This window comes from Veillonella seminalis (assembly GCF_003992065.1).
GTDB lineage: Bacteria > Bacillota > Negativicutes > Veillonellales > Veillonellaceae > Veillonella_A > Veillonella_A seminalis.
Genome location: NZ_RQUZ01000003.1, coordinates 91299 through 112449, shown reverse-complemented (window position 1 = coordinate 112449; position 21151 = coordinate 91299). Strand labels below are relative to the sequence as shown.

The window sequence follows — 21151 nt, the reverse complement described above, 5'->3', positions numbered from 1 at the left end:
AATTTAGGGGGATATATGATTAAGACATATACAGGTGTTGTTAGAGAGTGGCAACCTTGGCAGCAGCCACGGGAGAAATTTTTGAATTTGGGGGCAGCCGGTGTAAGTACGGTAGAGTTGTTGGCTATTTTGCTGAGAACAGGACGGCGCGGTTCTTCTGTGCTGGAACTGGCAAAAGAAGTATTGGATACAGTGAGTCACGGCGCTTACGGTTTGAATGAGACCACGGTCAGTGCTTTGCAGAAAATCAAAGGAATTGGTCGTGACAAGGCGGTTACGGTCTGTGCGGCCATTGAATTGGGGCGTCGCTTGGGACAACTGCGCGTAAAAGAAAATTTTGAAGACTTCGGCAATCCGAAGGCGGTGGCATCCTACATTATGGAGCGCTTGCGTTATGAAAAAGAAGAACACTTTTGTGCGGCATTTTTAACGTGTAAAAACAAATTAATTGATGTAGAAACAATCTCTATCGGCGGTTTGACCGGCAGTTTGGCGGAGCAGCGAACTGTATTTCGACAAGCCATGCAAGCCAATGCGGCAAGTCTTATTTTGATTCATAATCATCCGTCCGGCGATCCTGAGCCGAGCTCTGAAGATATAGGAATCACCAAATTATTTGTAAAAGCGGGAAAACTTATGGGGATACCTGTTTTGGACCATGTAATTATTGGGGACGGACGGTATACCAGCCTTTGCGAAAAAGGTCATATATAGAAAAAATTGTCTAACCGAATTTGCGGTAAATGCTATAATAAAAGGGCAGGCGTAAGTATATCCGACAGCATGAACAGAGCATGATAATTGAAGGGTGAACGCCGTTTTGGTTGATTTATCCTTACTGCCGATAGTATAATATAGGGATGAGTAAAGTAAGGAGACTAAACATATGATTCGTATTTTTTCGTCTTTGGGACGAGATTTAGGCATAGATATTGGAACCGTAAATACGCATGTGCATGTCCAAGGTCGTGGCGTTGTATTGTCCGAACCGTCGTTGGTGGCCACCGATACCAAGCAGGAAGGTATTGTAGCGGTCGGCTCCGATGCGGAACGACTTTTGCTCAGAACCCCTGACATGTTGGATGAAATGCGCCCTTTACGGGATGGATTTATAGTAGATTACCGCGTTATGCTTACCATGTTGCGCCATTTTATGAGTAAGGCGTCACGTATGGTAGGTCGGACACGTGTTATTATGGCCGTACCATGCGGCATTACGGATGTGGAAAAAAGAGCCATGACGGATGCTATCATTCAGGCCGGAGCTCGCGAGGCATATTTGGTAGAAGCACCGGTGGCAGCCGCGTTAGGATGCCATTTGCCTGTATTTGAAGCTTGTGGCAGTATGGCGGTAGATATCGGCGGCGGTACGACCGATATCGGCGTTATGTCGTTGGGCGGTAAAGTTATTGTCCATTCAGCCCGTATCGGCGGTCATGATTTTAATGAAGCCATTTTACGATATATTAAAAATACCTACTCCGTTATGGTAGCCGTGGAAACGGTGGAGGGGATTAAATTGGAACTTGGTACGGCGTTGCCGCCGCAGGAAGAATTGGAAGTGTCTTTCATGGGGCGTGATATTGCCAATGGTCTGATGAAGCGGATTATTATTCGTAAATCGGAAGTTTATCAGGTTATGCAGGATACTTTACAACGGATCGTGGACGAAATTAAATCCGTTGTGGAACAGACGCCGCCTGAATTGGCTGCGGATATAATGGAGCGCGGCATGACTTTAACCGGTGCTACGGCACTCATGGAAGGTCTCGGACAGCGTATCAGTGAAGATTTGGGAATTCCGGTGCAAGTGCCTCCGGAACCCGGCTTTGCCGTGGCTGTCGGTTTAGGCCAGGCCTCTAAAGAATTTGCACGGATGGATCGTTTTATTATTGCATCGAAAAATCGGAAAGGAAGGGCGTAATGTTTTCATCAGAACGACGATTAATTGTCGTAGTAGGGTTGTGCTGTGTGTTTTTGGCGCTCTTAGGCTATGCGTGGAAACAACGAACGGCTATTCCCTATGTAACGGTACCGCTTGAGCAGGTTACAACGCCGTTTACTTATGGAGCCTCACGATTTTTAGGGAATATTCATACCGGTATTGCCGTAATTGATACAGCTATTAACGGTACAAAAGAAATGGATGCCATTCGTGAAGAAAATGCACAATTACAGCAACGGGTGACAAATTATGATGAAGTAGTAGCGGAAAACATGCGTTTACGTCAGTTGCTGTCTTTTCAAAACAGTCATCCTCAATTTGATATGATGGCTGCATCGGTAGTGACGCGCGATGTGGGAACTTGGACGAATACATTTACCATTGATCGCGGCAGTGCCGACGGCTTGGAAGTTAATATGGCGGTCGTGATTCCCGGCGGGGTAGTGGGCTTCATCAGTGATGTATATACCCACTCGGCTCGTGTTCAGACAATTCTTGATCCGCGTACGGCAATCGGTGTTATCATACAGCGTCCGGAATCTCGTGTAGCCTCTATTGTTAAAGGTAACGGGAGCAATCCGGATGAGCCTTTATTGGTTAATGTAGCTCGTGACGGCGATGTGTTGAATGGTGATACCTTGATTACCTCCGGTTACGGCGGCATATATCCTAAGGGATTGTTGGTAGGCCATGTGACTCGCATTGATAATGATTCGGAAGGTTTTGTTAAAAACGCCGTTGTTCAACTGTCGGCGGATTTACGCAATGTAGAAGAAGTATTTGTTATTTTGCGCTCTCGTGAAGGCGAATTGGATAAGCCAAGCCTGACTCCTAAATTGGTACCGCAAACTCAGCGTGACCAGGTAGAAGGGGTAAAAGGAGCATCGCAACAATGAGAACTTTAATATACATACTCATGGGTATATTTACCTTTTTGATTCAAGCCGATGTATTGCCTGTCTTGTTTCGTCAGGGCTGGATACCTAACTTGATTTTGGTTTGGGTCATTGTTTTGTCCTTACTCAAAGGTAGACGCATCGGGTTGATGGCCGCCATTACGGGCGGTTTGGTTCATGATATTTTGATTTCCAATGCCTTTGGCCTTCATTTGTTCCCTTATATTGCGGTAGCCTATATTGTCAGCATTTGGTCTTTTAGCGTCTATGAGGAACAATGGTATATTACCTTCGCCTGGGTTTCCGTAGGAACTTTGGCGGATATTATTTTCCGCATAGCCATGCTGTGGCTGGGCCGCGAAGATATTATGATAGGTTCGTATTTATGGCATCATATATGGCCGGTTTGGTGGTTAAACGGACTGTTGGGCATTATGATTCACGAACTTTTGTGGAATATGGAAGAGAAGGACGAATATATTTGGTAGTTATGTAAGGAGGCATCGGCGTGCTTGAAGCATTATACAAAAAGAATAAAAAAGGCCGTTTTGATGCCTTAATGTATATAGTAAGCGGTATATTCATTATTCTTATCATTCGCTTGTTTTATCTGCAGATTATGGATGGCGAATATTATCACACCAAGGCGGAAGGTAACCGTTTGCGCATGGTGTCGGTAACGGCGGCTCGCGGTGTTATGTATGATCGCAACGGCCAGATTGTAGCGGGATCAAGACCGGCTTATACGGTCTCTATAGTACCGACCGGCCAGGATATCGACCCGACCGAATTAAATCGTTTGGCTACGATACTCAACATTAAGCCGGATGTAATTCAGAGTAAAATTGCCGCTCACAAAGGCGGCTATGAACCGATACGTTTGGCTACGGATATTACGATGGACCGTGTAACTACGATAGAAGAACATCGCCATGAATTACCGGGCGTAACCATTGATGTGGAACCGCTTCGTTATTATCCGTATGATTCCATGGCCTCGCAGCTGTTTGGTTATGTAGGTGAAGTCAGCGAAGATGAGTTGAATGAGCTTAAAGCTGAAAATCCGGAAACACCGGTAGGTCCGGGCACAATTTTAGGTCGTTCCGGCCTTGAAAAAATGTATGATGATGTATTGCGCGGTATTGACGGCGGTAAACAAGTGGAAGTAGATGCTACGGGGCGACCGGTGGCGGAAGTAGGTCGAAAGGATACGATTCCGGGCCGTGACATCCATTTGACTATTGATTTGCAGTTACAAAAAGCGGCTGAAAAAGCTGTAGCCGATCAATTGGCATCATTGCGTTCACAAGGTATTCCGGCTCAAGGCGCAGCCGTAGTGGCCATGGATCCGAATACGGGGGCCATTTTAGCCATGGTAAGTGCTCCGGGTTTCAATCCGAACTGGTTTGCCCGCGGTATTACATCGGCTCAATGGAATCAGCTCAATACGGATCCTAATCATCCGTTCGACAATAAAGTTATTTCCGGTGAATATCCGCCCGGATCACCGTTTAAGATTGTCACCGGTGCGGCAGCATTAGAGCTTAAAGAAGTAACACCGAATGAGATGATCTACGATAGCGGTCGTCACTGGTTGATTGATAAACGAAATGCGGAAGGCGAAGCTTTAGGCTGGTTGGATTTCAATACGGCCTTGGCTAAGTCGGATAACGTATATTTCTATGAAATGGGTAACCGCGTAGGTATCGAAGAACTCGATCGTTTTGCAAAGTTATTCGGTTTGGGTGAAAAAACCGGTATTAAGTTATACGGTGAATCCAGCGGTAACTTGGCAAGTCCGGAATATAAGCGTAAAGTATTTGATCAAGATTGGTATTTGGGGGAAACCTTTGATGCCGCAATCGGTCAGTCCTTTACGTTAGTAACGCCGATTCAGATGGCGGTCTTGATGTCGGAAGTGGCTAACGGCGGTATTCGTTATCAGCCGTATGTAGTGAGTCGTATTGACAATAAAGACGGTACACCGGCTGAAATTTTCAGCCCTAAAAAAATCGGTGTTTTACAAGTATCCAAAACTGTTATGGATTTAATTCGTAATGCCTTGCGTGACGTAACTGCCGAAGGCGGTACGGCGGGCGCACTCTTTAAAGGGTGGCCGATTGAAGTAGCGGGTAAAACCGGTACGGCTGAAAACGCTACAGGTCGTGACCATGGCTGGTTCGTTGCGTATGCACCGTATGACAAACCTCGTATTGTCGTGGTCGCTTTGGTAGAACAGGGCAGTTTCGGTGCCGGTTCGGCCGGTCCTATTGTAAGGGATATTTTGGCTGAATATTTCCATATTAACGGAGCCGGTACAGATGCTAAAAACAATACATCGGGAAATACAACGACCGGTGGCAATGCCAACAGCTCTGCTAACGGCACATCAGGTGCCCAATCGGGTAATAATACGTCCGGCAGTTCGTCTGATACGTCCGGTAATACAACGAATACGACCGTAACCGGACCGCAACAACGATAGGTTTGCTACTTATTATGTTTTATTAAATGTGTGTCATTTATTATATGTTTCTGTGTATTTTTTACTGCTATAGGTGTGTTTAGTAAGATTGTGTAGTGTATTATGGTAGTGAGAAAGGAAAGGAGTTGCTATGGGAAAGGTTATAGCTATTATGTCCGGTAAGGGCGGCGTTGGCAAAACAACAATGACGGCTTATATTGGGGCCGCTTTAAATCGACGTGGTCATCGTGTGTTAATTACAGATGCCGATTTCGGTATGCGTGATTTGGATTTAGTCATTGGGAAAGAAAACGATATCTTCTTTGATGCGGTAGATATTTGGAAAGATAACTGCAATAGGGACAGTGCCATCATTCCGTTAACGGACAATTTTGACTTTTTACCGGCAACTCAAACTCGTCGTTGGGAAGATGTAGGGCGAAAAGGGTATGCCAAACTGATTAAAAGCTTGGCGGACAGCTATGATTTCGTAATTATCGACGCTCCGGCGGGTATCGGGCGCGGCAACGAAGCTGTTTTTAAAGCGGCCGATCAATTGTTGCTTGTAGCAGAACCTATGTGGGTATCTTTGCGTGCCGTACAACGTGTTATGCAACTTTGTCATGAAGAACGCCAGTTTAACTATGCCTTGATTTTAAATAATGTGGGGCGCAGTGAAGTGGCAGTCGGTATTGAAGAAGCGTTGGCAACTTTGCAAGTTGAGCAATTGGCTACGATTTTACCTCATAGCACTAAGCTTATGAGTTGGGCTCAAGACGGGACACTTCATGAATTCTGTGATGATGAAGTGGACACCATGATGGTGCCGCTCCTCGAATACATTGAAACCTCTGAAGTTTGGCCGGAAGAAGAATTGATGGAGCGTTGGTATCAATTGCATCCGGCTGAGGCAACAGCAAATGAAGCTGTGACGGTCGAACCTTTGGTAGATCGAATCGTTGAAGGGGAACGCGTTGAGGTCGAAACTGTTGAAGTTAATCATGATTCTGTGTCGGCTCACAGTGATGTGGCGACTCAAAATCAATCTGTTAATAACGGAGCTAAAATCGGTGCCGTTCCGGCTGTAAGTGACATAGTTGATGAGGTAAGTGACGAAGACAGTGCCGTAGAAGCGAAGTCTACGGTTGAAGCGGCTGTCACCGAAACGTCGGCGCCGGTGGCATCATCGGCTAAATCGGCTGTTGAGGCTGCCATTGACGCGGCTAAAGATACTACTGAAAAAGTGGCAGCTACGGTTAAAGAGACTGTTGAAACAGCAACCGATAAAGCGGAAGCTGTCGCTGAAGAGGTAGCCGATACAGCGGCAACAATGGCTGAATCAGCGGCTGAAAAAGCGGAAGCCGCCGCAGACACAGTGTCCGACAAGGCGGAGGATATTGTTGAAAATGTGACTGACGCAGCTGAAACAGCGGCCGAAAAAAAACAAGATGCAGTTGAAGCAGTGGCTGAAGCAAAAGAAGAAGAACCGGCACAGCCGAAGAAAATGGGCTTGTTTGAAACAATTAAGAAACGCATTTCAAGCCTATGGTCGTAGCCGTATGCGCTAGGAGGTATATATGTGGCATAGAATCTGGCGCGAATGGGACTGGACTGTTGTTATTTGTACAGTCTTGCTTATTAGCGTAGGTGTTGTCATTATTGGCAGTGCCACTCATGTAAATCGGGATGGGCTCAACATTACCGATTTAGTGAGTAAACAACTTATGTTTTTTGTAATTAATGCAGTGGTCATCGTCTTGATGCAGTGGTTTGATTATCGTCGTCTTCGTTCCTGGGGACGACCGCTGTATTTTATTACGATTTTATTATTGGTAGCGGTTATGCTTGTCGGTACCTCCGCTTTGGGGGCGCAGCGCTGGATTCAGCTCGGTCCGATTACCATTCAGCCGTCTGAGTTTACGAAATTACTCATGATCATCAGTATGGCACAAATGATGGAAAGTCGAGTGAACAAGCTGAATACATTCCGCTCGTTGGTTCCCATAGTTTTATATGTAGGGATACCTACCTTATTGGTATTTAAACAGCCTGACCTTGGTACATCCTTAGTATATTTGGCTATTATGTGCGGCATGCTTTTCGTGGGCGGTATCCGCATGCGCTTAGTGCAAATTATTGTAGGCGTAGCGGTAGTACTGGCACCGCTTGGGTGGTTTGCCTTGCAAGAGTACCAAAAACAACGTATTTTAGTATTTTTAAACCCTAACATCGATCCGTTCGGAGCAGGGTATCATATCATTCAGTCAAAAATTGCCATAGGGTCCGGTATGATTCTGGGCAAAGGACTTTTCGAAGGTACGCAGAGTCAGTTGAACTTCTTACCGGAAAACCATACAGACTTTATTTTCTCCGTTATCGGTGAAGAATTGGGCTTTGTGGGCTGTGTGATTGTATTATTGTTATTGTTCCTTTTAATTTATCGCAGCGTGATGATTGCCCGCAGTGCCAACGATACGTTCGGTATGTTATTGGCCACGGGGATCGGTTCCATGCTGGTGTTCCAAGTACTGGTTAACGTGGGCATGACCACCGGGATTATGCCGGTTACGGGGATTCCGTTGCCGTTCATCAGTTACGGTGTCAGTGCGTTGACCACCAATATGATCAGTGTCGGTTTATTGCTGAATATTGCAATGCACCGCAAGAAATTGATGTTCTAGGCATTAATTAGACTTTTTTGAAAAGATGTTAAAAGTCGGCAAAGGTCGATGTGATATTTTTAGAAGTCGGCAAATGTCGTTTATGATGTTTTAACAAGCGTAAAAGGGCAACTGCGGTCAGTTGCCGTAATGATAGATTTTGAATCGGAGGTCCTATGGTTCAATTAGATGCGAGCTGGTTGCAGCATGTACAAAAGCCCGCGCGATACACAGGCGGCGAATGGAATAGCGTTGTGAAAGATCACAAAGATATGGATGTTACCATGTGTTTCGGTTTTCCCGACGTTTATGAAGTGGCTATGAGTCACTTGGGTATTAAAATTTTATATTCTTTGCTTAATGAATTACCATATGTGGCGGCGGAGCGCGTGTGTGCACCGTGGCACGATATGGAAGAGGAAATGCGTAAACGCAATATTCCGTTGTATTCTTTGGAAACGAAAACACCGGTTAAAGACTTTGATTTCTTGGCCTTCACGTTGCAGTACGAAATGAGCTATACCAACATTTTAAACATGTTGGATATGGGTGGCATTCCGTTCTACAGTAAAGACCGCGACTTGTCCTTCCCGTTGATTACGGCCGGCGGTCCTTGTGCGTATAATGTGGAACCGATTGCCGATTTCGTGGATATCGTAAACCTCGGTGAATCGGAAGAACACATTGTTGAAATGGTAGAACTCTATCGTCAGGAAAAAGCTGCCGGATTCCCGGGCGGCAAAGAAGGTTTGTTGCGTAAAATGGCGCAAATTCCGGGCAACTATGTGCCGTCTTTATACGAACCGCAATATACCGAAAAAGGCGATTTCAAAGGCATGAAAGTGCTCGCCGAAGAAGCTCCACCGGTAATCCAAAAACGCATTATCGAAGACATGGATAATTGTTTCTATCCGACCAAACCGGTTGTACCGTATATCGATGTAGTACATGACCGGGCCGTGTTGGAATTATTCCGCGGTTGTACGCGCGGCTGTCGTTTCTGTCAGGCCGGTATGCTGTATCGTCCGGTTCGTGAACGTTCACCGGAAAAATTGGTCCAATTGGCCAAAGAAATTATTGCCAACACCGGGTATAACGAGATTTCCTTAATGTCCTTGAGCTCGGCCGACTATTCACGGTTGCCGGAACTTGTTGACATGCTCATGGAAGAATTTAAAGATAAACAGGTGAGTGTGAGCTTGCCGTCTTTACGTATCGATGCGTTCTCTATTGATATTGCCAAAAAAGTACAACAGGTGCGTAAGAGCGGTTTGACCTTTGCACCGGAAGCCGGCTCGCAACGCATGCGTGATGTAATCAATAAGGGCGTAAGCGAAGAAGACTTAATAGCCGCTTGTACGAATGCGTTTAAATCGGGCTGGAATACGGTTAAATTGTATTTCATGATGGGCCTTCCTACCGAAACGGACGAAGACGTAGCGGGTATTGCCGATTTGGCGTATAAAGTGCTTGATTTACATCGTGAAATTACAGGCAAACGCAATGGTAAAGTAACTGTTAGCGTGTCCTTCTTTGTGCCGAAGAGCCATTCACCATATCAGTGGTACGGGCAACAATCGGTAGAAGAAATTCACCGCAAACAGCAGTATTTAAAAACACTCATCAATAACCGCAACATTTCCTATCATTATCATGACGGAGCGACCGGTTATATGGAAGCCGTGTTTGCTCGCGGTGACCGCCGTTTGAGCAAGACTTTAATAGAAGCTTGGAAATTGGGCTGTAAATTTGACGGTTGGACTGAATTCTTCTCTATTGACAAATGGATGCAGGCCTTCAAAAATACGGGCATCGATCCGGATTACTATGCGCGCCGCGACCGTGATTTTGACGAACCGTTGCCATGGGATCATTTGGATGACACTGTTTCCAAAGCTTATTTGAAACAAGAATGGGACCGTGCCGTGGATGCAACCTTGACGCGCGATTGCCGCCGTTTACCATGCAACGGCTGTAATGTGTGTCCGGAACTTAATACAGCGATTGTAGATTATCAGGAGGGTGGACGCGTTGAAAAAGTTACGTTTGGCCTTAAGTAAGGGCGAAGAAATGCGGTTTTTATCGCATTTGGATTATGCACAGGCCGTGGAACGTATGATTCGACGTGCCGAGATTAAAATGGCCTTTTCCGAAGGCTTTAATCCTCATATGAAAATCAGTTTTTCCTCCGCTTTGGCTTTAGGCATTACAGCGGAAGTGGAATATCTTGATATGGATATTGTGGAAGACGCTACCGTAGAATCCATCATGGAGCGTTTGAACCGCGTGGCACCGCCGGGACTCACCGTTATGGCCGGTCGTGAGATGCCGGATAAGGTGAAAAAACTCATGGCTATTTGTAACTATGCCGTGTATGAAGTGTCGGGCCCGGTAATCGGTGATGTAAATTGGGATGAACTTTTGAAATCCTTTAATGAAGCACCGGAAATTGAGTATGAAAAGGTAACACCGAAGAAGACACGTACTATTGACGTGAAGCATTTTGTGAAAGAACCGATTACGGCATGTCTTGACGGTAATCGCGTGACCTTGACTATGGGAATCGGCATTTATCCGGAAGGAACTATGAAACCGGGCGATGTGTGGCAGCTGGGCAGTGAAAAATTCGGCTGGCCCGTAACCGACGGTTATTCTATTCATCGCCATGAAATCATGGTTGAGCGGGAAGGCCAGTTGTTGTCACCGTTAGATGTGACTGTATAATCCTAGACTCGTTGTTATATAAATAAATTCGCTTAAAATTGAAAAATTTTATATAATAGCAGTAAGAATCAACGCGTCTTAGGAGAAGGGAGTTTGCCATGAAACGAATCGTAGCCAATGTGATGGCGGAAGAAATTCGCATGGTTGTTTTGGACGAGCAAAACGAGCTGGTAGATACAGCCTTTTATCGGCCTACTCGTGACGAAACCATTAACCATATTTATAAGGGCGTAGTGCGCAATGTATTACCCGGCATGTCGGCGGCTTTCGTGGATATCGGCCTAAAACAAAATGCGTATCTTAATTTAAAACAAGGTAAGCAGACGAAGGCTATGGGCAAACTCTTTGTGGGTCAAAATGTACTCGTTCAGGTTGTTAAAGAAGAAATGCTCGGTAAGGGGGCACGCGTCAGTGCCGATGTCAGTTTGGCCGGCCGTTTTATGGTGCTCCTGCCGTATTCGGAAGGTCTTCATATTTCGAAACGTATTACCGATGATATTTTGCGAGCACAGTTGGCTGATATGGCAGCACCGTACTTAGCCAACGGTTGCGGCTTTATCTTGCGTACGGCGGCTGCGGAAGCGACGGCTGAAGAATTGCAAGGCGATATGGAGTTTTTGTGGCGCACTTGGCACCAATTGCAAAATCGTTATAAGGTTGCTAAGGGCGGAACAGAACTTTATAGTGATGCGGATTTTTGGTTCCGTGTGATTCGTGAATATTTGGGGCATGATGTGAACGAAATTATCGTGGATGATCAGGGTGCCTATGAACGGTTACAGGAACTCTTGAGTATCACCAATATGGCTGATGCGGTTACTCTGCGCCAACATACGGCGGCAGAACCTATCTTTAAAGAGTGGCAGGTGGAATCACAGCTTGATACACTTTTAAACTCAACGGTTGAATTACCGTCGGGCGGTTTTTTGAAAATCGATACGACAGAAGCACTTACCGTTATTGATGTCAATTCCGGTCACTTTACGGGGCGTTCCGGTACAGCCGGGGAAGTGGCCCTTGAAGTGAACCGTGAGGCGGCGCGCATGATTGCACGGCAACTACGCTTGCGCGATATTGGCGGCATCATTGTTTGCGATTTTATTGATTTACCGAAAAAAGCACAGCGTGATGAATTGCTTGCTTATTTAACTCAACTGGTGCACGAAGATCGCGTGAAAACCGTTGTTTGCGGTATTACCTCATTAGGCCTCGTAGAAATTACGCGCAAACGAGAACGGCAAGGTTTGCAGAGTATTCTGTTTGACACCTGTTCCCAATGTGGCGGTACAGGTCAATTATTTTCGGCGGAAACGGTATATTTACAGATTATCCGTCGTCTTCGAGAATTGTATCGGGCCGGTCGTTTAAAATCCAATGTGCTCATTGAGGTCAATGATGAAGTAAAACAGTACTTCACTAAATCCGTAGTATCGGCTTTAGAAGAGGAATGTAAACGAACTATTAAGGTTGAAATGCAACCGTCCATGAGTCGCGAAGCCTATTCCTTGCTTGCGCTTGGTGACGACTAAAATAATATGTAAAATTTGTAAGACTTAGCTTGCTAAGTCTTATTTTTTTAGATATAATAGTCAGGTTATTTGTTTTACCTTTTAAGTGAGGTGCATGCTGTATGTCGATGTGGGAGCTCGTGTTAATTGCTGTGAGTCTTGCTATGGATGCCTTTGCAGTTTCCGTAGCTAAAGGCCATTGTTTCACGGGTCAGGATAGTGTAAAAAAATTGGAATGCCGTTCATGTTTGGTGTATTCCAGATGGCTATGCCACTTATCGGTTGGTTTGTTGGGGCACAGTTGACAGACATGATTAACAGCTATGATCATTGGATTATTTTCGGACTGCTGGCGTATTTGGGGATTAATATGATACGCAACAGTAAAAAGGCGGCGGAAGAAGAAAATGAAGATTTTTGTGAACTTGTAAGTTGGCGTGAAATCATCATGTTGGCTTTTGCTACCAGTCTCGATGCCTTAGCTATCGGTTTAACATTTGCCTTTATGGATGTCAATGTTTGGGTGGCCAGCAGTTTAATCGGTGTGGTTGCTTTTATTATCTCTTTGGTTGGTGTATTTTTAGGGCAGCAATTAAAACGATTCTTGGGCGGTCGCGAAGAGGTCTTAGGCGGCATTGTGCTCATCGTAATCGGTTTGAAAGTTTTATTGCAGCATATGCAGATTATTTGATTATAAGTTAATGTATTCTAATTAAATTTAAAGTTTTCGCACTCAATGCTACATATTGCTACAGCGCAATACATTAGTTATAATGCGATGCATTTGGTTTTACATGTAAGAAGTCAATGACAAACAATTCGTTTAAGTCATTGACTTTTGTTGCGTAATCATGTAAAATAAATTAGTCATAGTTTGGGTACGCCCAGCTATTGCAGCCGCGTGGAGAGGTGTGTAAATTTCACTCATCCCGATTCCGGCATGAGAGAATACCGTATTCAGCGAGTTCGAAAACAAGGAGGTGTCACAATGTACGCAATTATTAAAACCGGTGGTAAACAATACCGCGTTGCCGAAGGCGATGTAATTACTATCGAAAAATTGGAAGCAGCTGCTGAAGAATCCGTAACGTTTGACGAAGTTTTAACTGTAGTTAACGACGGTGACGTTAAAGTAGGCGCTCCACTTGTGGACGGTGCAAAAGTAACAGGTAAAGTACTTGAACATGGTAAAGCGAAGAAGATTTTAGTTTTCAAATATAAAGCAAAATCCAACTATCGTCGTCGCCAAGGTCATCGTCAGCCGTTCACAAAAGTTCGCATTGAATCCATTCAGGCGTAAGTCATGATTAAGATTCATATTCGTCGTAATGAGGCACAACAAATTGTTGCTTGCTCCATTAACGGACATGCCGGCTATGACGAGCATGGCTATGATATTGTATGTGCCGCCGTTTCTGTACTGTCTTGTACCGCAATTTTGGGGTTACAGTCAGTCGCTGAGCAACAAGGTATTTACGAGAACAGTTCCGGTGAATGCACCATTGAATTACAAGGGGCCATCACAGAAAAGGGACAGGCTATATTGGCAACCATGGTTCTTGGCTTCCAAGAAATTGCTCGCCAATATGATGATTTTGTATCACTTAGTGAAACATAGGAGGTGAACGGAATGTTTACTTTTGATTTGCAATTATTTGCACATAAGAAAGGTGTATCCAGTACACGTAATGGTCGCGATAGCGAATCCAAACGTCTTGGCGTTAAATGTCATGATGGTTCCGTAGTAAAAAGCGGTAACATCATCGTTCGTCAACGTGGTACTCATTTCCATCCTGGCACTAATGTAGGTATTGGTAAAGACGATACTTTATTCGCATTAGTTCCTGGTAAAGTTGCTTTCGAACGTGCCGGTCGCTATAACCGTAAAGTTAGCGTATACCCGGTAGAAGCGTAAGCTTAAACGAATATACAAGAACCCCTGATTTATATCGGGGGTTTTTTTGTGTGTTCTTTTTATATGATAGGTAGGTAATCTCTAAAAAAGCACTTTATACGTGGTAAATAGACATGGTAATGAGAAAATTCGATGAGCGTCCGACATCAATCAAATAATGATAAAAACAGGCTTATTAGGCGGTGTTTTTATTTTCAAAAGTGGAGAAAAGGTGTATAATATAAGACATATTCAAGAGATTCAATATAGCAGAAGTGAAGTGCATAGTAAGTATGCTTGACCTGAATAGGCAGTCGGAGTGTGGGCTGTCATTGAGCTCGTACTTGGGAAAGGACGAGGGCACAGGACTTCTCTATGGTATGAGTAAAGGAGACCAGTATGTACGATGTAAAATCTTCTAAAGCAGAAGAGTTTATTAACCACGAAGAGATTCTTGATACGTTGGCCTATGCGGAAGCTAATAAAGAAAATCGTGAGCTTTTGGACCAAATTTTGGCAAAAGCGGCTACCATGAATGGCTTAAATCACCGTGAAGCGGCTGTTTTATTGGAATGCCCGTTGCCTGAATATAAAGATAAATTATTTGCCTTGGCCAAAGAAATCAAACAAAAGATTTACGGGGACCGCATTGTATTATTTGCCCCTTTATATTTGTCCAACTATTGTGTTAACGGTTGTGTATATTGCCCGTATCATGCTAAAAACCGTCACATTACCCGTAAGAAATTGACCCAGGAACAGGTTCGTGAAGAAGTATTGGCTTTGGAAGCTATGGGTCATAAACGTATCGTTATCGAATCCGGGGAAGATCCTGTAAACAATCCGTTGGAATACATTTTGGAATGTATTAAAACAATTTACAGCATTAAGAATAAAAACGGTGAAATTCGTCGTGTTAATGTAAATATTGCTGCTTGTGAAGTGGAAGACTACAAGAAGCTCCACGAAGCGGGTATCGGTACCTATACTTTGTTCCAGGAAACTTACAACAAAGAAAACTACGAAAACTTGCATCCGCATGGTCCAAAGAGCAACTATGCATACCATACGGAAGCTATGGACCGCGCTATGAAGGGCGGTATCGATGACGTAGGTATCGGCGTTTTATACGGTCTTGAACATTATCGTTATGACTTCGTAGGTTTGTTGATGCATGCGGAACACTTGGAAGCCGTATTCGGTGTAGGTCCGCATACAATCAGTGTGCCGCGTATTTGCCCGGCTGATGACATCGATGTTGATGATTTCAGCAATGCTGTGCCGGACGATACATTTGAAAAAATCGTAGCCCTTATCCGTGTATCCACACCTTATACCGGTATGATTATGTCTACTCGTGAAAGTCAGCGCATGCGTGAACGCGGTTTGGCACTCGGTATTTCTCAGATCAGCGGCGGCTCCCGTACCAGCGTTGGCGGTTACAAAGAAGAAGAATTGCCGGAAGATAACTCGGCTCAGTTCGATACCAGCGATCGCCGCAGTCTTGATGAAATCGTTGACTGGTTGTTGGAACTCGGTTATGTACCGAGCTTCTGTACTGCATGCTATTGTGCCGGCCGTACGGGTGACCGTTTCATGGCCTTGGCTAAGAGTGGTCAGATTCACAACTGCTGCCAGCCTAATGCGTTGATGACGCTTAACGAATACCTGATTGACTATGCAACGGATGAAACAAAAGCTACGGGCGAAGCTGTTATTGAAAAACAGTTGGACCTTATTCGTAATGAAAAGGTTAAAGAAGCATCCGCCAAGTACATCAAACAGATGGAACATGGTGAACGCGACTTCCGTTTCTAGGCATTATTCAGAGGATTTTGTTCCCGAGAATCAGTTGTTTAGGATGTTTTATAAGAATCAATTTCAAAGAAGATTAAAATCAGGGCGTTCAAATCTCGGTTGTAATCTTTGAATCTGTATAAAACGGTCATCAATAATAAAAATATTTGAATAAGAAATTTGTCATTTAAAAGTTTATTTAACATAAGCTATTAAGTGAAAATGATAAAGAAAGAGTGATTATATAATGATAATCGCTCTTTCTTTTTTTATGGGATATAATCAAGAAAATTGAAAAAGAGGTTTAATTTAACAGGTTAATGGTGTATAATAAAATAAATTGAGAATGATAATACAGTATTTAATAGTAGGAAATCACAAATTGAGATTGATATTCGATTAAGTGATTTTATACATGCGCTAAACAGATAAATTGATAATAAGCAGATGATAAGTGAGACGAGATATGAGACAGACTAAAGCGAAACGATGGCGCATAGAGCCCGGTGATGAAACAATTGAACAGGAACTGGTCAGAGAACTCGGTGTATATCCGGTAGTGGCAAAATTATTGGTGAATCGCGGTATTACGACGGTAACAGCCGGTCGTGACTTTTTATACGGCAATCTGGGAGATTTATTGGATCCCTATTTGTTGAAAGGCATGAAAGAAGCGGTACCGCTGATTCAGGAGGCCATTGAAAAACAAAAACGGATTGTTATTTACGGCGATTATGATGTGGACGGCATTACGGCTACCTCTTTGATGTATCGCTTTTTAAAACGATGCAATGCCAATGTAAGCTATTATATTCCGGAGCGTCAAAGTGAAGGCTATGGCCTTAACGAAGAGGCTTTGGAACACATTATTGAACAGGGGACGGAACTTGTCATTACGGTAGACTGCGGTATCAGCTCGTATGATATTGTGGAATCTGTACGCGACCGTTTGACCATGATTATTACCGACCATCATACGGCACCGCCGGAAATTCCGCGTGCTGCGGCCGTTATTAACCATAAACAACCGGATTGCCCGTATCCCGATAAGAATTTGTCCGGCGTGGGCGTAGCCTTCAAAGTGTGTCAGGCCGTATGGCGTGAGCGCACCGGTAATGATTATTTGGAAGATTTGGATATCGTGGCTCTTGGTACCGTGGCCGATGTGGTTCCGTTAGTCGATGAGAATCGTATTATTGTCCGTGAAGGACTTAAGAAGATGATGGAATCACCGAATATAGGGATTGAAGCACTGGTTGCCGTAGCGGGGCTTGAAGGCCGTAAATTGACGACCGGACATATCGGTTTTACCTTGGCACCGCGACTCAATGCAGCCGGTCGTGTTACTCATGCGACGCGGGCCGTAGAGTTATTGACGGCGACCGATATTTCAACCGCCAATGTGATTGCGGAAGAGTTGCAGGAAACAAATCTGGAACGACAGACAATCGAACGCGGTATTCACGAAGAGGCTCGTCAAGATGTGATTAATCAAGGTGAGTCGGCCCATAAGGTTATCGTGGTGGCTGGTGAAGGCTGGCATCCCGGTGTTATCGGAATTGTAGCCTCGCGTTTGGTAGAAGAATATTATCGACCGTCACTGGTTATCAGCATCCATGACGGCGTAGGCAAGGGGTCTTGCCGCAGTATAGATAATTGCAATATTTATGATGCGTTGAAATCGGCGGAAGATTTGCTCTTGCAATTCGGCGGTCATAAACAGGCTGCGGGTTTCAGCATTGAATCGGAAAAAATTCCGGCTTTGCGTGAACGTTTAACGGCTTACTGCGAAGAACATTTGACAAATGAAGATTATGTACCGATTATCGATATCGATTCCAAGCTGGAACCGGGCGAAGTGACAGTGGAATTGGTGGATCAGATTGAAACTTTGGAACCGTACGGCATGGGGAACAGCACACCGGTATTTGCCATCAATCCGATTGCCGTACAGGATGTGTTCCTGTTGGGGCAGCAGAAAAATCACTGCAAGATTATCCTGCAATCTCAGATTGGCCCGTTGGATGCCATTATTTGGCACGGCGCCGATTATCACCGGGATGTATTCCCCGATGAACGGGTTAAAGTGGCTTTTTCATTACAGAAAAACGAATGGCAAGGTCGTGTTTCACCACAATTAATGGTGCAGGATTTGGCTCATTTGGATGAGCAGCCGATTAAGTTGACGGCGGAAGGTTTGCGTGAAATGTATGTTATTGTACGCAGTATTTTCCGAAGTGCCACGGCACCGCGCTATATTGTGGAATCAGAAGTTTTGCACCGTCATCCGGACAATCAGACCAATAAAGAAGCCATATTGTCATTGGATGTTTTTAAAGAACTCGGCATCTTGCAGGAAGAAGTGACCGATGACGGCATGGCCTTATATCGTTGGTGCCATGTGAAAGAAAAATTGGAGTTAATTACATCACTGACATTTTTAAAATACAGTGCCTGAGGAGGTGGAAATTATGGCTGAAAATGAAGAAGGCAAGGTAATCGTCGATCAACCGGCTTTTAATAAAGAAGTGGAACTGGCACATCTCATGGAGATTGTTCGCTCCTACTTGGATGAAGCGGATTGTAAAGAGATTATGCGTGCATTTGAAGTGGCTGACAAAGCTCATGCACCGCAAAAAAGAGCATCCGGCGAACCATACATCTTACATCCTTTAGACGTTGCCACCATATTGGCCAATTTACAAATCGATGCGACGACCGTTATCGCCGCACTGCTCCATGATGTTGTGGAGGATACGGAATATACGTTGCCGCAGATTGAAGAGTTATTTGGGAAAGAAGTGGCGTTTTTAGTTGACGGTGTTACGAAATTAAATCAATTTCAGTATCATACTAAAGAAGATCAGCAGTTGGAAAACTATCGTAAGATGATTCTGGCTATGGCTAAGGATGTACGCGTGGTAGTTATTAAACTGGGGGACCGTCTGCATAATATGCGGACCTTGAAGCATATGCGCAGTGATAAGCAAAAGCGTATTGCTCAGGAAACCTTGGAAATCTTCGCACCGTTGGCTCATCGGTTGGGGATTTTTAACATTAAATGGGAATTGGAAGACTTATCCTTCCGTTATTTGGAACCGGATAAATATTATGACTTAGTAGAGCAAATGCAGGAAAAACGTCATGTCCGTGAGGAAATCGTTAACGATACCATGGAACAGCTCAAAAAAGCATTGGAAGACGCTCATATTAAGGCGGATGTAAAAGGTCGTCCAAAACATTTTTACAGTATTTATAAAAAGATGAAAAAAGACAATCGCGATTTGTCGCAGATTTACGACTTATACGCGGTTCGTGTAATTGTTGACACCATTCCGGATTGTTATGCAGTCCTCGGTATTGTCCATAATTTGTGGAAACCGTTGCCATATCGTTTTAAAGATTACATCGCCATGCCGAAGTCGAACATGTATCAATCCTTGCATACTACGATTATCGGGACCATGGGACACTCCGTAGAAATTCAGATTCGTACTTGGGAAATGCACCGCGTTTCGGAATACGGGGTAGCTGCTCATTGGCGTTATAAAGAAGGCAATAAAGGTGGCGACAAAGATTTTGACCAGAAGGTGGGTTGGCTTCGCCAAGTTCTTGAATGGCAGGATGCCAGCAATCCGAAAGAATTGGTTAATGCGTTGAAATTGGACGTATTCTCCGGGGAAGTGTTTGTATTTACGCCGCGCGGCGATGTGCTGAAACTCCCTAAGGGGGCCGTTCCGTTGGATTTTGCCTATCGCATTCATACCGACGTAGGTCATCACTGTGTGGGGGCCAAAGTAAACGGCAAGATTGTATCGCTTGATTACACTTTGCAAAACGGCGATATTGTGGATATTATTACGTCTAAAACGGGTAAACCGAGCCTTGACTGGTTGAATATCGTCGGTTCTACGGAAAGTCGCAGTAAAATCCGCAATTGGTTCAAAAAAGAAAATAAAGAAGAGAATATCGTTAAAGGTCGTGAACTTCTTGAAAAAGAAGCGAAACGACTCAACTACGAATGGAAAGAATTGAACAAGCCCGGTCGTATGGAACAGATTGCGAAAGCGTTGAACGCCGGCAGTGAAACCGAATTGTTATCGGCTGTGGGTTACGGCGGCATTCCGGTAAATTCCGTATTACTTCGTTTTGTCGATTTATATAAACGTGATTTAGCCAAAGAAGATAATCGTCGCGACACGATGGCTCTTTTGGAAAAACTGAAAACACCGGAACGTGTTCATCGCAAGAGCAGTACGGGGATTCTCGTTAATGGTGAACCGGACGTGATGGTCCGCATGGCCCGTTGCTGTAATCCGGTACCGGGTGATGAAGTGGTCGGCTATATCACGCGTGGTCGCGGTGTATCGGTTCACCGGGCGGATTGTCCGAATATCGGTCATACACCGGAAGATGTAGACCGCATGATTGAAGTATCGTGGGATGCGGGCACGTCGGAAAACTTCCATGTAGCCATTGAAATTACGGCCTATGACCGTGGCGGTTTGCTCATGGAAATTATGGCCACCTTATCGGAAATGAAAATTAATATTGTAAATATTAATGCTAAAGTAGATGATACGAAGAATGCGAACATTAACTTAGTCATTGAAATTCGCGACGTGTCGGAACTTGATTTTGTTATGACTAAAGTACGACGTATCCGTGATGTGTACACGGTACAGCGTGCCAATGGAGGTAGTTGATGCGGGCGGTAGTTCAAAGAGTCAGTGAAGCGGCTGTAACCGTGGCCGGTGAAACAACGGGCGTCATTCCTAAGGGGCTGATGGTTTTGCTGGGCGTCGGTAAGAGCGACACGGAGGTCGATGCGGTGTATTTGGCCGATAAAATTGTAAATCTCCGTATCTTTGAAGATGCCGAGGAAAAGATGAATCTGTCCGTCGCAGATGTGAATGGTGAAATCTTGGTCGTATCGCAATTTACCCTGTACGGTGATGTGCGCAAAGGTCGACGTCCCGGTTTTGATCAGGCAGCTCCGCCTGATGAAGCGGAACGCTTGTATGAGGTTTTCATCAACCGCTGCCGTGAAACCGGCGTCAAGGTTGAAACAGGACGTTTCAGAACGCATATGATGGTAAGCCTTACCAATGACGGACCGGTTACCATTTTGCTGGACAGTCAGAAACAGTTCTGACACTGCTTAAATCGGTTTTAAAATAGGTATTAAGCAATCTTGGTCGAGCCTTAAAGGCCGATTAAGATAATATTTAAAATATATTCGTAATTTATCGCATAGAGTTAA

The 21151-nt window shown here is 44.5% G+C and carries 19 protein-coding genes; all 19 read left to right on the top strand.

Features of this window, described 5'->3' with window-relative positions; all coding sequences use genetic code 11:
• Positions 1–18 precede the first annotated feature (18 nt).
• The 19 genes from radC to dtd all read left to right on the top strand — a co-directional run bounded on the left by radC (position 19) and on the right by dtd (position 21043).
• Positions 19–714 (top strand): RadC family protein, encoded by a 696-nt coding sequence (gene radC / locus EO126_RS03000; RefSeq protein WP_374111564.1) that lies wholly within the window; start codon positions 19–21, stop codon positions 712–714.
• Positions 715–886: 172 nt separating this feature from the next.
• Positions 887–1924 carry a rod shape-determining protein gene (mreB, locus tag EO126_RS02995; RefSeq protein WP_127007496.1) on the top strand — a complete coding sequence of 346 codons (1038 nt, stop codon included), beginning with the start codon at positions 887–889 and terminating at the stop codon, positions 1922–1924.
• Positions 1924–2841 (top strand): rod shape-determining protein MreC, encoded by a 918-nt coding sequence (gene mreC, locus EO126_RS02990; RefSeq protein WP_127007494.1) that lies wholly within the window; start codon positions 1924–1926, stop codon positions 2839–2841. The genes mreB and mreC overlap by 1 nt, the downstream gene beginning before the upstream one ends.
• Positions 2838–3329: a rod shape-determining protein MreD gene (gene mreD / locus EO126_RS02985; RefSeq protein ID WP_006555133.1), complete on the top strand. Its 492-nt coding sequence runs from the start codon at positions 2838–2840 to the stop codon at positions 3327–3329. The genes mreC and mreD overlap by 4 nt, the downstream gene beginning before the upstream one ends.
• A 20-nt stretch (positions 3330–3349) precedes the next feature.
• Positions 3350–5326 carry a penicillin-binding protein 2 gene (gene mrdA / locus EO126_RS02980; RefSeq protein WP_127007492.1) on the top strand — a complete coding sequence of 659 codons (1977 nt, stop codon included), beginning with the start codon at positions 3350–3352 and terminating at the stop codon, positions 5324–5326.
• Positions 5327–5456: 130 nt separating this feature from the next.
• Positions 5457–6860, top strand: a complete 1404-nt coding sequence (locus tag EO126_RS02975) for an AAA family ATPase (protein ID WP_127007490.1) — start codon at positions 5457–5459, stop codon at positions 6858–6860.
• 22 nt (positions 6861–6882) lie between these two features.
• Positions 6883–7986 carry a rod shape-determining protein RodA gene (gene rodA, locus EO126_RS02970; protein WP_006555130.1) on the top strand — a complete coding sequence of 368 codons (1104 nt, stop codon included), beginning with the start codon at positions 6883–6885 and terminating at the stop codon, positions 7984–7986.
• Between the two features lie 155 nt (positions 7987–8141).
• Positions 8142–10025: a TIGR03960 family B12-binding radical SAM protein gene (locus tag EO126_RS02965; RefSeq protein WP_006555129.1), complete on the top strand. Its 1884-nt coding sequence runs from the start codon at positions 8142–8144 to the stop codon at positions 10023–10025.
• Positions 9997–10689 (top strand): TIGR03936 family radical SAM-associated protein, encoded by a 693-nt coding sequence (locus EO126_RS02960; RefSeq protein ID WP_127007488.1) that lies wholly within the window; start codon positions 9997–9999, stop codon positions 10687–10689. Before EO126_RS02965 ends, EO126_RS02960 begins: the two co-directional genes overlap by 29 nt.
• A 98-nt stretch (positions 10690–10787) precedes the next feature.
• Entirely contained in the window at positions 10788–12218 is a 1431-nt protein-coding gene (locus EO126_RS02955) for an Rne/Rng family ribonuclease (RefSeq protein WP_127007486.1), read from the top strand.
• Between the two features lie 101 nt (positions 12219–12319).
• Positions 12320–12502 carry a hypothetical protein gene (locus EO126_RS11100; RefSeq protein ID WP_307986617.1) on the top strand — a complete coding sequence of 61 codons (183 nt, stop codon included), beginning with the start codon at positions 12320–12322 and terminating at the stop codon, positions 12500–12502.
• Positions 12442–12888, top strand: a complete 447-nt coding sequence (locus tag EO126_RS02950) for a manganese efflux pump MntP (RefSeq protein WP_307986616.1) — start codon at positions 12442–12444, stop codon at positions 12886–12888. Before EO126_RS11100 ends, EO126_RS02950 begins: the two co-directional genes overlap by 61 nt.
• Positions 12889–13185: 297 nt before the next feature.
• Positions 13186–13497 (top strand): 50S ribosomal protein L21, encoded by a 312-nt coding sequence (rplU, locus tag EO126_RS02945; protein WP_006555125.1) that lies wholly within the window; start codon positions 13186–13188, stop codon positions 13495–13497.
• 3 nt (positions 13498–13500) lie between these two features.
• The gene (locus tag EO126_RS02940; RefSeq protein WP_006555124.1) at positions 13501–13815 is read left to right on the top strand and encodes a ribosomal-processing cysteine protease Prp; all 315 of its coding nucleotides are present in this window, start codon (positions 13501–13503) and stop codon (positions 13813–13815) included.
• 12 nt (positions 13816–13827) lie between these two features.
• Positions 13828–14112, top strand: a complete 285-nt coding sequence (gene rpmA, locus EO126_RS02935) for a 50S ribosomal protein L27 (protein WP_006555123.1) — start codon at positions 13828–13830, stop codon at positions 14110–14112.
• Positions 14113–14490: 378 nt separating this feature from the next.
• Complete coding sequence (gene hydG, locus EO126_RS02930) at positions 14491–15909, top strand: [FeFe] hydrogenase H-cluster radical SAM maturase HydG (protein ID WP_127007484.1); 1419 nt, start codon at positions 14491–14493, stop codon at positions 15907–15909.
• A gap of 445 nt (positions 15910–16354) precedes the next feature.
• The gene (gene recJ, locus EO126_RS02925) at positions 16355–18346 is read left to right on the top strand and encodes a single-stranded-DNA-specific exonuclease RecJ (RefSeq protein WP_127007482.1); all 1992 of its coding nucleotides are present in this window, start codon (positions 16355–16357) and stop codon (positions 18344–18346) included.
• Between the two features lie 10 nt (positions 18347–18356).
• Positions 18357–20594, top strand: a complete 2238-nt coding sequence (locus EO126_RS02920) for a RelA/SpoT family protein (protein ID WP_127007548.1) — start codon at positions 18357–18359, stop codon at positions 20592–20594.
• Positions 20594–21043: a D-aminoacyl-tRNA deacylase gene (dtd, locus tag EO126_RS02915; protein WP_006555119.1), complete on the top strand. Its 450-nt coding sequence runs from the start codon at positions 20594–20596 to the stop codon at positions 21041–21043. Before EO126_RS02920 ends, dtd begins: the two co-directional genes overlap by 1 nt.
• Positions 21044–21151: the final 108 nt, after the last annotated feature.

Bases quoted from the DNA above. Each gene is read 5' to 3' on its own strand.
- mreB (WP_127007496.1), top strand. From the start codon at position 887: ATGATTCGTATTTTTTCGTCTTTGGGACGAGATTTAGGCATAGATATT.
- mreC (WP_127007494.1), top strand. From the start codon at position 1,924: ATGTTTTCATCAGAACGACGATTAATTGTCGTAGTAGGGTTGTGCTGT.
- mreD (WP_006555133.1), top strand. From the start codon at position 2,838: ATGAGAACTTTAATATACATACTCATGGGTATATTTACCTTTTTGATT.
- EO126_RS02975 (WP_127007490.1), top strand. From the start codon at position 5,457: ATGGGAAAGGTTATAGCTATTATGTCCGGTAAGGGCGGCGTTGGCAAA.
- rodA (WP_006555130.1), top strand. From the start codon at position 6,883: ATGTGGCATAGAATCTGGCGCGAATGGGACTGGACTGTTGTTATTTGT.
- EO126_RS02965 (WP_006555129.1), top strand. From the start codon at position 8,142: ATGGTTCAATTAGATGCGAGCTGGTTGCAGCATGTACAAAAGCCCGCG.
- EO126_RS02955 (WP_127007486.1), top strand. From the start codon at position 10,788: ATGAAACGAATCGTAGCCAATGTGATGGCGGAAGAAATTCGCATGGTT.
- EO126_RS11100 (WP_307986617.1), top strand. From the start codon at position 12,320: ATGTCGATGTGGGAGCTCGTGTTAATTGCTGTGAGTCTTGCTATGGAT.
- EO126_RS02950 (WP_307986616.1), top strand. From the start codon at position 12,442: ATGTTTGGTGTATTCCAGATGGCTATGCCACTTATCGGTTGGTTTGTT.
- rplU (WP_006555125.1), top strand. From the start codon at position 13,186: ATGTACGCAATTATTAAAACCGGTGGTAAACAATACCGCGTTGCCGAA.
- EO126_RS02940 (WP_006555124.1), top strand. From the start codon at position 13,501: ATGATTAAGATTCATATTCGTCGTAATGAGGCACAACAAATTGTTGCT.
- rpmA (WP_006555123.1), top strand. From the start codon at position 13,828: ATGTTTACTTTTGATTTGCAATTATTTGCACATAAGAAAGGTGTATCC.
- hydG (WP_127007484.1), top strand. From the start codon at position 14,491: ATGTACGATGTAAAATCTTCTAAAGCAGAAGAGTTTATTAACCACGAA.
- recJ (WP_127007482.1), top strand. From the start codon at position 16,355: ATGAGACAGACTAAAGCGAAACGATGGCGCATAGAGCCCGGTGATGAA.
- dtd (WP_006555119.1), top strand. From the start codon at position 20,594: ATGCGGGCGGTAGTTCAAAGAGTCAGTGAAGCGGCTGTAACCGTGGCC.